Here is a 13,717-nt window from a genome sequence, read left to right on the forward strand (position 1 = left end):
GGCGGTGACACTCCACTGCTCGGAAGAGCACTATTTCGCGCTATTGATCCGGACCCCGATGGTCGGAAGCTGTTCAGTGCCGCGTCATCGGCGCAATACGCTGGGAGACGGGGCTTCCTCTGCCCCGGGAGGACACCATGCAACCAGATAACCTCACGGTCACGGCTCGGGTGGCGCGCACAGCCGTCCCCGGGCGGCTGGACGATCTCACCGAGTGGGCGCATGGTTTCACCGGCCGGGCCCAGTCGTTCCCCGGCTACCGGGAGTCGAAGGTCCGAGTCTCGGAACGGCACCGGCGCCAGGTTGTCGTCGAGATCACGTTCGCTTCCCCCCATGACCTCATCCGGTGGGAGGACAGTAAGGAGCGGCAGGCGCACCTGCAACAGGCCGTGCCGCTCACGATCGGGCAGGCCCGTCCACTGACTCCGGACGCCCTCACCGGTGCAATCCCGACGGCCGGTCCCGCGCGCCCGCGGTGGTGGACGGCGATTTTAGTGTGGATCGCGCTGGTACCGCCTGCCATGTTCAACGCCTACTTCATCGCTCCGCTCCTGACCGGCCTGCCGCCGTACCTCCAGATCCTATGTACGACGCCACTGACCGTCGCGTGCGTCATCTGGGTGATGTTGCCTCTATTGCACGCGCTCGAGGAGAGCATCCGCCACTGGCTCGCGTGGCGGCGCGGGCGCTGAGCGTCTGCCCCATTAGGCGCTGTCGCGGCGGGCAAAGCCCTCTCCGCTCCCTCTTGTCAATCTTGCCTACCTTGGTGAGGGGCATGTCGTCGACGGCGATCAGCCGCTCGGGGTGCTTATGCTTAGCCACCCCGGCGGACTCCATGGCGGCGCGGATCCGTTCGAGCCCGAGCGGGCCGCCCTCCTTGAGACTCACGTAGACGCATACCCGCTCGCTGAACACGGGGTCGAGCATCGCGACGGCGGCCGCTAGATCGAAGCTGTCATAGCGGTAGACGAGGTCCTCCACCTCTTCGCACGAAATCTTCTCGCTGCCTCGGTTGATCATGTCGAGATGTAGCCATCCTCGGTGAAGGACCGCGCGTTCGTCTCAGGTGCGCGGTAGCATCCGCGCGGGGTGTAGCGGATCGGTTTCCTGCTCGAGCATAGATCGACGGCTCATCAGATGCCTCCAGAGTTCTTTTCGTCGGTTATGTCGGTGTGGTGATCAGCGGCGGCGCTGGCGCTTGCCGCCCCAGAACGCGCGGACTGCCATGGTGATCGCTTCGTCTTTGGTGAGGCGATCACCACGGGCCGCGGCTTCGTCGCGTGCCTGGTTGATGTACTCGAAGACGTCCGGAGGTAGTCGGAAGGTCGCGGGGTGTTTTTCGATGCGCTGGACATTGTACGGGCCGCGCTTCTTGCCGGTGCGGGGCGACGTGTCACACCCCAATCAGGGCGGCTTCGACGTCGTCATCGGCAACCCACCCTACGTCAACCGGCGCGAGCTCAGCTACCGCATCACCGGCTTCGAGACAGACAACGTCGACGACATCTACGCCTCCTGCTGCGAGCGCTCGGCGCAGATCACGCGCCCGGATGGCCGGCTCAGCCTGATCGTTCCCATCCGCAGCCAGTTCGCCGATCGCGACGAGTCACTGCGGAAGTTCTACGAGCGGCGGTTCGATGCGATCTGGGTGAGCACCTTCCAGGAACGCCCGGCTGCCCTGTTCCAGGTGAAGGTGCGCAGCACGATCATCACCGCCGCCGGGTATGGCAGCGTCTCCGAGCTGCACACGACGCTCACCCACAGCTGGATCGAGGCGTTCCGTCCGCATCTGATGGCGACACTGCGGTATTCGCTTCGGCCCGCCGGCTCGCGGACCCCGAACTGGATGCGCGCCAGCAGCGACGCGATGTTCGAGCTGATCGACACGCTGCTTGCGAAGGGCACGATCTCCTCGACGCCGCTTGTCCGTGTGAGCGACTACTCCGTCGGTTTCAAGAAGACCGCCACGTACTTCCTGAGCACGTACACGGTGCCGCCGGTCACCTACGACAAGACCACGCACGCCACGGTGCCCCTCAACGAGGGGAAGCTGTTCGTTCAGAACCGGAAGGACCAGCTCGCGGCCAGCGCGATCGCGGCGTCGCGGCTGGCGTTCCTGTGGTGGACGTTCACGGGCGACTGCTTCAACGTCACCAAGGGCACGATGTCGCAGATCCCATTCTCCCCGCACGCTTACGGGCAGGACACGTTCGATGCTCTGGTGGAGCTCGGCGAGAGGATCGAGGAGGCGCTGCCGGCCGTGCGCTCCTGGGATCTCAACTCCGGGAAGTACGTGGGCGGGTACGCGATCCCCGAACTGCGTCATCTCACCGGTCAGGCCGACGAGATCATGCTGGAGGCGATCGGCCGCATCGATCTGCTGCCGGAGATCCAGTACGCCCACGCCCGGATGTACAAGAGCACCGGGATTTCCGCGACGACACTGCGAAAGTTGCCGTTCGAGGTCGAGGTGTGACGCGCGACATCCGCACGGGTCCTTTGCCCTCGAGCGACTGCGATCGTTCGTCCGGGTCAGGATCCTCTGAGTGATGGATATGACAGGTAGGCGCTACCGGATGAGTTGACCCATCTCCCAGTCGCCGAGAGGGATCGTCCGACAAGTTCTGTCAGCGGTCCAAGCGGGACGGTGGCGGTCAGGTTGATCATCGCCGCACAGCATAGAACGCGTTCTCGAACTCGATGGGCGGGACGACACACCGACAGCGGTGGGGTGCCTACCCTTCTCAGGCGGAGTCACGGAGCGAGGTGACAAGCTCCGCGGGGAGGGCAAAGACCTTCTCGAGCAACGGGAGAAGGTCCCGGACTGCCTCGAGGTGCTGCTCTTCGGTCAGATCGTCGATCGCCGGAGGCTCGTCGCCAGTCCAGCCGATCGCTTCCGCCACGATCGTCAGGGACCAGGAGTCCCACCTGAGCCGCCCCTCGGATCGCAGCTGCTCCCGGAACTGACCGAGCACGCCCACGGGCTGAAACGCATTGCGATCGCGCGCGAGCTCGTCGCGAACGTACAACATCGCCGTTTCGAAACCGAGCAGGAACGTGTGCACTCGCTCGAACGTGACGGGCTGCCCGATATACATTCCGGATCGCTTCACGAATGCCTCGGCGATCGAGTAGACCGGCAACTCGGCCGGCCCGTTAGTTTCACTCATCTCGACTTCCCTGCCAGCAGCTCAGGAGACGGTCATTACCCGCGGCGCCGTTTGCGGCCCCAGTAGGCGCGAAGCGCAACGGTGACGATCTCGTCCTTGGTGAGGCGGTCGCCGCGGCTGGCTGCATCCTGCTTGGCCCAGTCCATCAGTTCAAGCGCGTCGTCGGGGAGACGGATCGAGACGGGCTTCTTCTGGACGTAGACGACGTTGTAGGGCCCCCGCTTCTTCTTCGCCGGCGGTGGCGTCTCCGCCTCGGCCGACTCAGGAGGCGTCGCGCTCGCCGCTGCCGGCTTCTGGCTTGCGCGAGGTGCGCGTGCGGGTGCTTCGGACGTCGCTGCCTGGTCGACGTCGCTGGTGACTTCCTCAGCGGGGGGCGCGGCCTTGCGTGCGCGGGGCTTCGCTGCAGCTGTGGGCTTCTTCGGGGCGGCCATGGTCACTGACCACCTCCTCGGTTTCCACGGCGGCGAGCGCGGCGCTCCTCGATGCGCCGCTTCTCTTCCATGCTGATGAGCTCCGCCGGCGACAGCGAGCGGGGGCGGTGAGTGCGGCCGCGCTCGGCCTGCCTCTGGTACTCGGTCGTCTTGGCCGTGCTGACGACGTTGAGGGTGACGCCGGTGATGGTGTCGCGGCTGGTGTCGAGGTTCACGTATCGGTTCTTCGACTCTTCGCGGAACCAGCCGAGGGCGTCGCCGCCGTTCTCGTGGATGCGCTTGAGCATCGTCGAGGCGTTGTACGAGTTGACCTCCATCACGCGGCCGTTGGAGAAGGTCAGGTGGGCGGTGATCTGCTTCTGCTTGTCGTGGGACTGGCCCTTGGCGGCGTTGCGGACCTGCTTGATCAGTTCGGCGTTCGCCTGCTCGCGGCCCTTCGCGGTGCGGCCCTTGGGGATGCGCATCTCGATGTACCGGTCGCCCCCGGTGGCGTATGCCACGTCGACGCGCAGCCGACCACCCTGGCGACCCTCAACGTAGGTGCCGCTGAGGTCTTCGGGGATGACGGGCTTGGCGCCGGCCTTGCCTCGCACGGGGGCGATCGAGCCGTCCTTGCGCCGGCGCCGCGGCGGGACGTGGGTGAGGCGTCCGGTGTCAGCGAGCTCCTGGAGCGCCTGGCGGTAGAGGGCGCCGCTGGTTTCGCCGTTGAGGATCTTGCGGACCATTCGAGGCGAGCGGTGCAGCTCCTCGGCGATCTCGGCCGTGCTGATGCCCTTGCGCCGCAGATCGCGGATGAGGTCTTGGGCGGTGCGCTGCTGGTCAGCCATCAGCCCTTCTCCTCTGCCTGCTCGAGCGCCTTGGCGATGCCGGCCCGCTCGGCACGTGCTTTCAGCGCGTCACGCTGCCGCAGCGTCTCCGGCGTGATGAAGGATCCGTTGAGGTAGCCCTGCAGGCGCAGGCGCCCGGTCTTGCCGTCGTCGCCGCCGCCGATGAACCGGTCCGGCAGGGACCACGCCGGCAGCTTGGTCGTGTAGATCGCATCACCCTGGATGCCGATGAGCGTCGAGGGGTCGACCGTGAGAGCACCGGAGGTGTAGCCGCCGAGGGAGCTGGGGCCGTGGAGGACGCGAGCGCGTGCGCGACCCCAGACCTGGGCGGCGAGCTCCGGGTGGTAGAAGCTTCGGGTGCGGTCGTTCGGGCGCGACGGGATGCGATAGATCCAGAGGTTGCCCTGTCGCAGCATCTTGGCCCTGTACTCGGGCGGGACGTCATCGGGCGACGCGGCGACGCGGGTCTCGTCGCGGCCCGCGGCGGCGAATGCACCGATCGAGTGCAGCATGATGTTCCGCAGCGCGGCGAGCACAGCGCGGCGCAGGTCCGGGTGCATCTCGTCCTGCAGCTGGACTCGCTCGCGGGCGCGCGTCATGCGCTCGGTGAAGGTGTCTAGAGGCTTGGCCTTGCGGAACACCACGGCCTCGTGAGGGCGGATCTCCCACCCGTGCTTGAGGGCGACGTGGATCTCGCTGCCGTCGGCCCAGGTGTCGTGCACCGCTCCGGGCCGGTTCGGATAGAACCAGCCTTCGCGAACGTCCAGGTGCTTCACACCGAGCAGGCCAACGTGGTTCCAGCCCTGAGGGACGCGGAACCGCACGTGGAAGCGGGCGCGCGCGTAGGGGTCTTGCTCGAGCAGCTCGTACGCGGCGGCCTGGTTCAGCCGGATCGCGGGGCCGATACCGAGCTCGCGCCCGACGCCGGCGAACATGAACCGGCCGTCGACGTAGGCGAACTCGCTGATCTTCTTCGTCTTGGCCGGGTCGATCAGCGGGACGCAGTCCTCGTGCTTGGCGAACGACTCCCCCGCGACCAGGTGGTCGTAGTGGTGCAGGCCCGAGGTGAAGTGGATCTCCTGGGCGATGTCGTCTTCGACCGGCACGGGGTTGATGTTCTTCGGCAGCGACAGCGCCCACAGGTTCGTTCCGGTGGCGGCAGTGCTGTTGAACAGGCGCGCGTTCTCGTCGGCGTGGCGAATGATCGACGCGGTGACGTTCCAGGCCAGACGAGCCTGGGCAGGGGTCAGCGGCCCGTCGCCGAACCACTCCTCCGCGGTGCGGACTTCGATCTTGAAGCCGGTGACCGCGTGCTCGAACCGACCGGTGGGCGGGCCGTTGTTGACCCAGTGGGCTCCGGGCTTCCAGTTCGGGGTCTGGACGTACAGCCAGTGCCGCACGCCAGGCGCAGGCTCGGGGCGCTTCCCGGTCAGCATGATGCGGTTAGCGCCGTACGAGGCAGCCGTGTCGAGCAGGTCCGTCAGGTTGGGGTTCTTGCGGCGCTCGCCGATGACGGGGCGAACGGGCGTGCCGGCGTCGGTGACGCCTTGCCCGGTGGTCTGGTCGACCCAGATCGTGGGCACGTCCTTCGGCGTCCACGGCTTGGGTCGGTAGTTCAGCTCGTCCATCTCACCCCCTCATTCGTCAGGTTATATTAGTCAAGAGTGCTTGAAAATTGCAATCAGATTTCGCAGTCGACGGGCGCTCCATGAAGGTCTGGCGGGGTCGCTAGGACGCGAGGCGGCCGCCGTAAGAGCGCCCGCGTCCGTGGTAGGACTTCTGCGCCTTCCGCAGCCCTTCCTCGGTCATCCCCAGCAGGAGGGCGATCTCTCGCTGGGTCAGCTCGGCCGCGCGCGCCTCGTCGACGACTTTGCCGCGGCGTTCGCGCAGCTCGTCCGCTTGCGCGAGCTGCTGGCCGATGCGACGGAGCTCCTCACGGATGGCGTCCGCGTCCTTGTTAGCCATGCGCCCCAGCATCCCCAACCAAGTTGGGTCTGGTTGCCGCGGCGCGCCGTAACCGCGAAAGTGGTTATATTCATCCAGCTGAGAGGAGCGCTGATGACCGGACGGCACCTCACCACGGCGGACGTCGCCGAGAAGCTCGGCGTGTCCGTCGTCGCGGTCTACAAGATGCGCTCCATCAGCAACAAGCTGCGCAGAGCCGGCCAGGAGGGTCCTCTGCTCCCCGAGCCGGTTGCCATAGAAGGCAACTCCCCGCTCTACGACGAGGCCGCGATCGACGCATTCGCGCAGGAGCGCGCGCGCAGGGCGCCCTCGCAGCGCGGCCGCCGGCCGCGACTGATGCCGGGACTGGCGCGCGATGCGGCTTTCGCGGAGCGGTTGCGGGCGGCGATCGCGGACGGGGCGGGGGCGCCCGAGGTTCCCACGCAGGCGGCTCTGATCGACCTGCTCGGCTTGAACGTCGTCACGTTCGGTGAGCGGATGCGAGGGCGCACCCGCTGGACCGACGCCGAGCTCGAGGTGATCAGGCGCACCCTCGGTGTCGACACGACGGATGCGAACGAGGTCGTAGACCGCGCTCGCGCGGCCAAGCGTCAGGCGCGCGCGGCGAGATCCCACGCGGGTTCGTAGCGGCTTCACGACATGCTCCCGCTCTCGTCGCTGGCTTGCTGGGCAGCGCAGGTTGAGAGCGTGTCCACGAGCGCACCGCGGTCGGCTTCGTCGACCGCGAGGTGCCAGGTGTCGACGATCTCCGTGTAGCGGGCGACGTAGGTGCACACGTAGTCGGCGTTCGATGGCAGCCACAGGGCTGGCCCGTGGTCGTTCTTGGCCGCATTCGTGTTGCCATCGACGGCGACGATGTTGTCGAACGAGTTGGCGAACTGAATGCGCTGCTGCTCGGTCCACGCCCACGCGCCCCCGGCGTGCGCCGCCGAAAGGCTGACGATGTGGTCGATCTGGACGCCGGAGCTTCCCGGGGCTCCAGGGGCGGCGATCCGGTCGTGCTCGAACTCAATGCGTGTGCCCGTGTACGGATCGGGGTCGAGCACGCCGGAGAGCACCGTGCAACCGTCACGGACGACGTCCTGCAGCTGGACGGCGAGGAGATCGTCTCGCTGATCGCAGCCGTTTCCCTCGATGTCGATCCAGCGCTCGCCGAACGTGGCGCGGCGATACTCGGGAATCTCCTCGGTGGGATCGATCAGCGGCAGCTCCTGCGCGACTGCGGCGAGCGCGGTGTAGTCGTAGGTCGGGTCCGGGGCGGGTGCCTGCGGGCGCGTCCATGTGTCGATCCAGGAGGTGATGCCCAGCTGGTGGGCGCCGAAGCCGAGCGCGAGAGCTGCGACCGCGGCGAGGGCTGTGCTGGCGCGGCGGGTGCGTCGGTTCATCTGCGCTCCTTTGCCTGTGCGGTGTCGGCTTGGTCGAGCAGCAGTATGGTTCGGGCGATCTGGGTGCGTGCCTCGTCGATGACCTCGAGGGTTTCGTCGTCGGCGTCGAGCTCTGAGAGTGCGTGGCTCTGGCGGCGGAGCTGGTCGCCGAGGTGGAACATGCCGGCACTGAGGAGGACCTCGGCGAGCGCGGCCGCGCGGGCGCCTTGGTGGTCGGCGCTGACGGCGAGGTCGTCGATGATCTCGATGAGGGTTGCGCGGGATCCCATCGTTGGGTCTTCTCCTGGAGTGAGCTCGCGGAGCGCTTCACGGTTGAGCAGCGTCTGGAAGAGCCTGTGCATCCGTTGGGTGAGGGGGCGGCCGTCGCGGCGGGTGCAGTTGAGCGCGAACTCGCGGAAGCTCCATCGGACGGTGACGGGTGTGCCGGTCTGGATGGTCATGGCTTCCTGGAGGCGCACGGCGATGTCGGTCATCAGTGCTCCTCGGTTCGGCCCAGGTGGGGGATCTGCTTGAGGTGGGCGCCGCGGCCGTTGCCGAGCTGGGGGGAGATCGCGCAGCTGGGCAGGTGCAGTCTCGCGTTCGGCCCGTGGCCTGCTGCCGCGTGGGGTGTGGGCTGCCGCGTTGGCCGGGTGTGCCGGGCGCCTCGCTGAGTCAGCGGGAGGGGGTTGAAGCGCAGCGACAGGGCCCAGCGATGGCCGCCGAGCGCGCGGACGACCCGCAGCCACTCTCCCTCTTTGGTGGAGTCGATGGTGAAGGTGTTCGGCTGGTCAGACATCTGCGGCTTCTTTCGGTGCGAAGGGGCTGTTCTTGGCGTCGCGGAGCATCTGCCGGGTGATCGGCTCGGTCTCCTCGAGCGAGGCGAGCGAGAAGTAGTGGCGGCGGGCGCGGGCCGCTTCGGTGCAGGTGAGCAGCTGGCGGTTGCCGTGGTTCGGGCATCCTCCCTTGCTGCGGCATCCGGCCAGGTAGCCGGCGGTGGTGCCGTGCAGGGCGGCTTCGAGGATGTCGAGCGTCTTGCTCATCAGGCGGCCTGCCGGAGTCCGAGGTCGTCACGGTCGCGGTCGATGGTGCGGACGTCGACGCCGAGCAGGTCGCTGAGCTGGGTGAGGCTGAGTCCGCGTTCGGTCCCGCGTCGGGTGGCTTCGAGGCGCTCGTCTCGGGTGAGGCGGACGTTCTGGCCGGCGAGAGCGAGCTCGATCGCGATCTCGTCGAGCAGGGGTTCCTGCCCGGCTGTGGGCGGTGCCGGGTCGGTGTCGATGTCGTCCCAGGCCAGCGGCGGCAGCCAGCCGTGCCGGCGTGCGACCGTGAGTGCGTAGGAGCGGCCGACCCGCTGCGCTCGGGTGTGGGTGGGGGGCTGCTGGTCCCAGAGCTCGTCGTAGAGCGCGGCGATGTCGTCGTGGACACGGATGTCCACGTAGGCGCCTTCGAGTGCCTTGTTGACCTTCCAGCGCGGGTAGCCGAGTCGGCGTGCGATCTCGTGGTGGTTCCATCCGATCGCGGCCAGAGCCTGGAGGCGCCGGCGGGTGCCGCGGCCGTTGACTCGGCCCTGCGCGGCGAGAGTGCTGCTGTCGGGGGTGACTGCGAGGAGTTTGCGGGCGGTGGCGCCGGTGACGAACCGTGCCGTCTCGCTGTTGAGCAGGCGACGGACCGTGGCGCCGCCGACGCCGGCGCTGATGGCGATCCGTTCGGGGATCATCCCGGTGTCGACCAGTGCCTGCAGGTGCTGCCGGATCGGCTCGATGGGTTGGTGCGCGTCCTGGTATCGCCCGTAGGCCAGGAGACGGTAGCGGTCGCGGCGGCGGCGCGCGTTGCCGTCCATGCAGGCGCGGCACCCGCAGAGGTGGACGACGTAGCAGGTGGAGGTCAGCCCGTGCTTGTGGTCCGGCGGGCAGGTGTGGGTCCGCATCTTCTCCTCCTCACAGATGGTTATATTCCCGAATATAACCCGTTCCCGAGGGTTTGGAACCCCCTCACTGCTAAGGGGTGGCCCCAGAGGCTCGAAGTCGACAATCTGAACGAGCTACAACGTTTGTTGCGGTTTCTCGCTACACTGTGCGCATGGCAGGATCAACTTTCGCTCGTCTGGGCGAGCTCGCGTCACAGCGTTGGGGCCTGGTGACCACCGCCCAGGCGCTCGAGGCTGGCGTGGCGCGCCCGACCCTGACGCGCCTCGCCAACAGCGGCGCGCTCATCCGCGTCGCGCGCGGCGTCTACCGCCTCGCCGGCGCGCCAGAGCACGAGCAGGAGGCGATCCTCGCGACCTGGCTCGCCCTCGGCGGCGCCGACCGTCCCCGCACAGACACCGGCGTCCCGCCCGTCGTCGCCGCAGGCCAGACGGCCGCGCAGCTGCATGGCATCGGCGACTGGTTCCCCGGGCCACTCGAGTTCGTCGTTCCCACCCGCCGCGGTACCCGCCTGGACGGGGTGCGGCTCCGCACCCGCGAGCTCGCGCCCACCGAGGTGGTCTCCGTCGACGGGATGCCGACCATGAGCGTCGAGCGCACGATCGCCGACCTGATCGAGCAGTGGGTCGACCGCTCCCTCGTCGCCGATGCGCTCGCCGACGCCGCGGACGCGGGAAAGCTGCTCTCCCCCGCCCGCCTGACCGAGTATCTGGAGCCGCTGGCCAAGCCCAACAAGTACCCCTCGGGTGCCGCGCTCGCGGCTGATCTGCTCGCTCTTGCGGGCGTCGACGCGGTGGTGCCGGCCGATGCCTGAGCCCGACGGCTACAAAGACTGGACGGGGCTTGCGCAGGCGATCAAGGCGGCCGCGACGAAGGCAGCCGGTGACGGCGCGAGCGCGCTGGATGTGAATGCGCAGATCGTGCAGGCACAGCACGATCGTTTCCTCAGCCGGGTCTTTGCGGAGGGGGAAGAGTCCGAGTGGCTGCTCAAGGGCGGCACGGCGATGCTCGCCCGGGTGCCGAAGTCACGGTCGACGAAAGACCTGGATCTGGCCTCGACCGGCGCCGCCGATCTGGATGCCGCGCAGCAGGCGCTCGAGCAGGCAGCCGCGCGTGATCTCGGCGACCATGTGCGGTTCCAGCTCACCCGTGCCCGTGCGACCGGGCGAGGAGAGAACCAGCCGGGTGTCGCGACCCGGCGCCTGGTGTTCACATGTCTGGACGCGAACACCGGCCGGAGGATCTCCGACATCCCCATCGACGTGGTCGTCGGCCCTCCCCCGGTCGGCCGCGTCGAGACGATCGAGCCGTCGACGCGGCTGCAGCTGGGGCGGCCGGTCCCGTCGCACCCCTACCGGCTGTTCCCGATCTCCGATCAGGTCGCGGAGAAGGTCACTGCGACGATGAGCACCTACAACGGCCGCCCCAGCAGCCGCGCGAAAGACCTGGTGGACATCGTCACCATTGCACGCACGCAGCGCGTCGACCTGCGCGAGCTGCAGATGGCCATCGACGCGAAGCGTGCACTGTCAAAGCTCGACTCGTTCACTACGTTCACGGTCCCGGACGGTTGGGACGGTCCCTACCGGGTGCTCGCGGCCGGCACGCCCTCAGCCGGCGGGATCACCGATCTGGGTGAGGCCGTGGCTCTCGCGCGTCAGCTGATCGATCCCGCGCTCGCCGACGCGCCCGTGCAACCGGGGACGGTCTGGGTCCCTGGCTCAGGCTGGACACAGAACCCTCCGCCGCCGGAGCCGGGCGGCAGCGGATCCCCTTCGGGGGAGGTCCACGTGCGCGCGCACGTGCGCTCCGGTTATCCCGTCACGGAGCACTGGCGCGCAGCGCGCGGCTCAGCCCAGGAGTGACCGCGTCAGTGCGCCGCGTCGTACGCCTCGAGGATGGACGCGGGAACCCTGCCGCGATCGCTGACCTGGTGTCCGTTCTGACTGGCCCATTCACGCACCGTGTTGAGATCGGCCCGTCCGCCCCGCGACGTCCTCGCCGGACGCCGGGTGGCTGCGCCGATGCGGCGCGCGCTCTTGGCCCAGGCCTCGAACTCGAGATCGATCTCGAGTTGCTTTCCGTCGATCGCGAAGGTCGCGGGATCGAGCCGCTCGCCAGGTCGCGCACACCACCGCGAAGGGCGGCGTCATCGCGATGACGAAGTCGCTCGCTGCGGAGGGCGCCCGCTACGGCGTCCGCGCGAACTCGATCTCGCCTGGCTTCGTCAGCACCCCGGCGACGGACAAGGCGGTGGATGCGGAGGGCAAGGCCTGGCAGGTCGGCAACGCGCTCATTCAACGCCCCGGCACGGGCGAGGACATCGCGTACATGCCGCTCTACCTGGCCTCCGACGAGTCCTCTTGGGTGACCGGACAGAACTACAGCGTCGACGGCGGCGCGACCGCCGGGTGGCGGAACGACAGCGAGACGGACCGACTGGCCGCGAAGAACGGCTGACACGCGGGTCGCGGCGCGACCGGTGACGGACGTGAGGCACGGTGTCAGCTGACACCGTGCCTCCCGTCCGTCGTGGCCACCTCGTCTAAATCGCGAGGTACCCGCCGTCGACGGCGAACTGCGCGCCGGTCGCGAAGGCGGCCGCGTCGGAACCGAGCCACGCGACCATCTCGGCGATGTCGTGCGGCGTGCCGAGTCGGCCGATCGGGTGCTTCGTCAGCAGCGCGTCCTTGAAGCCGGGGTAGGTCTCCTCCAGCGCGTCTATCATTGGCGTCTGGATCACCCCGGGCAGCACTGCGTTCACGCGGATGCCTTTGTCGGAGTACTCCACCGCGGCGGCTCGGGTGAGGCCGATGACGCCGTGCTTCGACGTGACGTAGGCGGACTGGTGGGCGATGGCGACCTGCCCGAGGGACGAGGCGGTGTTGATGATGGATCCGCCGCCCTGCGCCAGCATCTGCGGGATCTCGGCCTGCACGCCGGTTCAATATTCCGCACAGAGGAAGTTGGCCCCACGGCGTTACTGCAGTCAATCGTTCTGTTGCGCAAGCCCCCGCAGGTAAGCACGTGCGTCGTCGAGGCTGACGACATCGCCGTACTTCGCGTCGATGTCAAAGAGGCTGGCCAGGTGCGGAAGGGCTGCCCGGTCGCCGACTGCCTCTTCGACGACGATGGTGTGGAAGCCGTAGGAGCAGGCGTCAACCGCCGAGGCGCGCACGCACCCACTGGTGGTGCAGCCGACGATGATGATGGTGTCGACACCCCGTGAGATCAAGCGTGCGGCGAGATCAGTTCCGAAGAAGCAGGATGCGTACTTCTTCACCAGGGTCATCTCGTGGGGCAGCTGGCCCAGCCTGCTGTCGACCTCCACCCATTCGCTGCCCTCCACCAACAGGTGGTTGGACGGGATCTTCTTGATCCAGAGCCCCGCCTCCTGCAATTCGGTGTCGTACGCGACCGTCGAGAAGAAGATGGGGATCTCGAGTTCACGGGCGGGGACGAGTAAGGCATTGGTGGCGGCCAGCTGTGACTCCAGTTCGCCTGACAGGGGCGAACGGCTGTCCGTGAATCCGGTGATCAAGTCGACGATCAGCAGCGCCGGCTTCTCGCCGTAGCCGATCCGGCCGCCCAATCCCTTGGCCTTGAACTCGTCGCGCAGCCGTGCGTACTCATCGATCAGCTCCGTATTCGTCACGAATCGGCTCTCCTGTTCCCCGTCGACTGATAGTGCGCCGCGATGGCATCGCTCGTCGTCACCCAGACACCATCGTGAGACGTGATGTGCTCGAGGGCCCGATCAAGGTAGCGGTGGCGGAACGGCTGGCCGACGATGAACGGGTGCAACGGCAGCGACATGACGCGACCCGAGTGCTCGGAGTCTGAATAGAGCTGATCGAACTGGTCGATCACCGCTTCCAGGAACTGCGGGCCGGTATAGCTCTTACTCACGAACATCGTCACATCGTTGAGTTCTATCGTGTAGGGAACGCTGAACATCCCGTCGACGTTCAGCGGATACGGCTGATCGTCGTTCGTCCAGTCCAGGACGTAGTCATACCCCAGCTCCCGAAGGATCCG

Annotated in this window: 21 protein-coding genes; 6 read left to right on the plus strand and 15 right to left on the minus strand. The window is 67.6% G+C overall.

What is annotated here, in order from left to right:
• Nucleotides 1-137: 137 nt before the first annotated feature.
• Nucleotides 138-692 (plus strand): hypothetical protein, encoded by a 555-nt coding sequence (locus tag B4F19_RS05340; RefSeq protein ID WP_005050743.1) that lies wholly within the window; start codon nt 138-140, stop codon nt 690-692.
• Here the strand turns inward: B4F19_RS05340 and B4F19_RS15870 are convergent.
• Nucleotides 613-1,020, minus strand: coding sequence for an AMP-binding enzyme (locus tag B4F19_RS15870; RefSeq protein ID WP_005050745.1), 408 nt, complete (start codon nt 1,018-1,020; stop codon nt 613-615). The two genes, B4F19_RS05340 and B4F19_RS15870, sit on opposite strands and share 80 nt — an antisense overlap.
• Nucleotides 1,021-1,342: 322 nt before the next feature.
• Between B4F19_RS15870 and B4F19_RS05345 the strand changes: the two genes are divergently transcribed.
• The gene (locus B4F19_RS05345) at nt 1,343-2,476 is read left to right on the plus strand and encodes an SAM-dependent methyltransferase (RefSeq protein WP_005050747.1); all 1,134 of its coding nucleotides are present in this window, start codon (nt 1,343-1,345) and stop codon (nt 2,474-2,476) included.
• 268 nt (nt 2,477-2,744) lie between these two features.
• On the opposite strand, the gene B4F19_RS05350 is transcribed toward B4F19_RS05345, so the two are convergent.
• From B4F19_RS05350 to B4F19_RS05370, 5 genes are all read right to left on the minus strand, one after another.
• A complete protein-coding gene (locus B4F19_RS05350) occupies nt 2,745-3,170 on the minus strand; it encodes a hypothetical protein (protein ID WP_005050749.1) in 426 nt (141 codons plus the stop codon).
• Between the two features lie 35 nt (nt 3,171-3,205).
• Nucleotides 3,206-3,607, minus strand: a complete 402-nt coding sequence (locus tag B4F19_RS05355; RefSeq protein ID WP_005050751.1) for a hypothetical protein — start codon at nt 3,605-3,607, stop codon at nt 3,206-3,208.
• The gene (locus B4F19_RS05360; protein WP_005050753.1) at nt 3,604-4,428 is read right to left on the minus strand and encodes a hypothetical protein; all 825 of its coding nucleotides are present in this window, start codon (nt 4,426-4,428) and stop codon (nt 3,604-3,606) included. The genes B4F19_RS05355 and B4F19_RS05360 overlap by 4 nt, the downstream gene beginning before the upstream one ends.
• Nucleotides 4,428-6,056 carry a hypothetical protein gene (locus tag B4F19_RS05365; protein WP_292733196.1) on the minus strand — a complete coding sequence of 543 codons (1,629 nt, stop codon included), beginning with the start codon at nt 6,054-6,056 and terminating at the stop codon, nt 4,428-4,430. The genes B4F19_RS05360 and B4F19_RS05365 overlap by 1 nt, the downstream gene beginning before the upstream one ends.
• 100 nt (nt 6,057-6,156) lie before the next feature.
• Nucleotides 6,157-6,393 (minus strand): hypothetical protein, encoded by a 237-nt coding sequence (locus B4F19_RS05370; RefSeq protein ID WP_043340519.1) that lies wholly within the window; start codon nt 6,391-6,393, stop codon nt 6,157-6,159.
• A 93-nt stretch (nt 6,394-6,486) separates the two neighbouring features.
• On the opposite strand from B4F19_RS05370, the gene B4F19_RS05375 reads away from it, so the two are divergent.
• Complete coding sequence (locus tag B4F19_RS05375; protein ID WP_005050761.1) at nt 6,487-7,020, plus strand: helix-turn-helix transcriptional regulator; 534 nt, start codon at nt 6,487-6,489, stop codon at nt 7,018-7,020.
• A gap of 5 nt (nt 7,021-7,025) precedes the next feature.
• On the opposite strand, the gene B4F19_RS05380 is transcribed toward B4F19_RS05375, so the two are convergent.
• From B4F19_RS05380 to B4F19_RS05400, 5 genes are read right to left on the minus strand one after another with little or no spacing between them, the layout of a single operon-like run.
• Complete coding sequence (locus tag B4F19_RS05380; protein WP_005050763.1) at nt 7,026-7,778, minus strand: HNH endonuclease family protein; 753 nt, start codon at nt 7,776-7,778, stop codon at nt 7,026-7,028.
• Entirely contained in the window at nt 7,775-8,251 is a 477-nt protein-coding gene (locus B4F19_RS05385; RefSeq protein ID WP_005050765.1) for a hypothetical protein, read from the minus strand. The genes B4F19_RS05380 and B4F19_RS05385 overlap by 4 nt, the downstream gene beginning before the upstream one ends.
• Nucleotides 8,251-8,553, minus strand: a complete 303-nt coding sequence (locus B4F19_RS05390) for a hypothetical protein (protein ID WP_005050767.1) — start codon at nt 8,551-8,553, stop codon at nt 8,251-8,253. Before B4F19_RS05390 ends, B4F19_RS05385 begins: the two co-directional genes overlap by 1 nt.
• Nucleotides 8,546-8,797, minus strand: coding sequence for a hypothetical protein (locus tag B4F19_RS05395; RefSeq protein WP_005050769.1), 252 nt, complete (start codon nt 8,795-8,797; stop codon nt 8,546-8,548). The genes B4F19_RS05390 and B4F19_RS05395 overlap by 8 nt, the downstream gene beginning before the upstream one ends.
• Nucleotides 8,797-9,681: a hypothetical protein gene (locus B4F19_RS05400; protein WP_005050771.1), complete on the minus strand. Its 885-nt coding sequence runs from the start codon at nt 9,679-9,681 to the stop codon at nt 8,797-8,799. Before B4F19_RS05400 ends, B4F19_RS05395 begins: the two co-directional genes overlap by 1 nt.
• Nucleotides 9,682-9,833: 152 nt before the next feature.
• On the opposite strand from B4F19_RS05400, the gene B4F19_RS05405 reads away from it, so the two are divergent.
• Nucleotides 9,834-10,493 carry a type IV toxin-antitoxin system AbiEi family antitoxin domain-containing protein gene (locus B4F19_RS05405; RefSeq protein ID WP_005050774.1) on the plus strand — a complete coding sequence of 220 codons (660 nt, stop codon included), beginning with the start codon at nt 9,834-9,836 and terminating at the stop codon, nt 10,491-10,493.
• Entirely contained in the window at nt 10,486-11,544 is a 1,059-nt protein-coding gene (locus tag B4F19_RS05410; RefSeq protein ID WP_005050776.1) for a nucleotidyl transferase AbiEii/AbiGii toxin family protein, read from the plus strand. Before B4F19_RS05405 ends, B4F19_RS05410 begins: the two co-directional genes overlap by 8 nt.
• Nucleotides 11,545-11,549: 5 nt before the next feature.
• On the opposite strand, the gene B4F19_RS05415 is transcribed toward B4F19_RS05410, so the two are convergent.
• Nucleotides 11,550-11,768: an Lsr2 family DNA-binding protein gene (locus tag B4F19_RS05415; protein WP_082157160.1), complete on the minus strand. Its 219-nt coding sequence runs from the start codon at nt 11,766-11,768 to the stop codon at nt 11,550-11,552.
• Between B4F19_RS05415 and B4F19_RS05420 the strand changes: the two genes are divergently transcribed.
• Nucleotides 11,696-12,139, plus strand: a complete 444-nt coding sequence (locus B4F19_RS05420) for an SDR family NAD(P)-dependent oxidoreductase (RefSeq protein ID WP_082157159.1) — start codon at nt 11,696-11,698, stop codon at nt 12,137-12,139. The genes B4F19_RS05415 and B4F19_RS05420 overlap by 73 nt on opposite strands.
• A gap of 85 nt (nt 12,140-12,224) precedes the next feature.
• Here B4F19_RS05420 and B4F19_RS05425 read toward each other — a convergent pair whose 3' ends face one another.
• From B4F19_RS05425 to B4F19_RS05435, 3 genes are all read right to left on the minus strand, one after another.
• Nucleotides 12,225-12,617 (minus strand): SDR family oxidoreductase, encoded by a 393-nt coding sequence (locus B4F19_RS05425; protein WP_005050794.1) that lies wholly within the window; start codon nt 12,615-12,617, stop codon nt 12,225-12,227.
• A 51-nt stretch (nt 12,618-12,668) separates the two neighbouring features.
• Nucleotides 12,669-13,334 carry an N-carbamoylsarcosine amidohydrolase gene (locus B4F19_RS05430; RefSeq protein ID WP_005050795.1) on the minus strand — a complete coding sequence of 222 codons (666 nt, stop codon included), beginning with the start codon at nt 13,332-13,334 and terminating at the stop codon, nt 12,669-12,671.
• On the minus strand, nt 13,331-13,717 hold a 387-nt coding region (locus B4F19_RS05435; RefSeq protein ID WP_349675943.1), incomplete at its 5' end, for a hypothetical protein. The genes B4F19_RS05435 and B4F19_RS05430, both read right to left, overlap by 4 nt.

The organism is Microbacterium sp. UBA1097 (genome assembly GCF_002313585.1).
Taxonomy (GTDB): Bacteria; Actinomycetota; Actinomycetes; order Actinomycetales; family Microbacteriaceae; genus Microbacterium.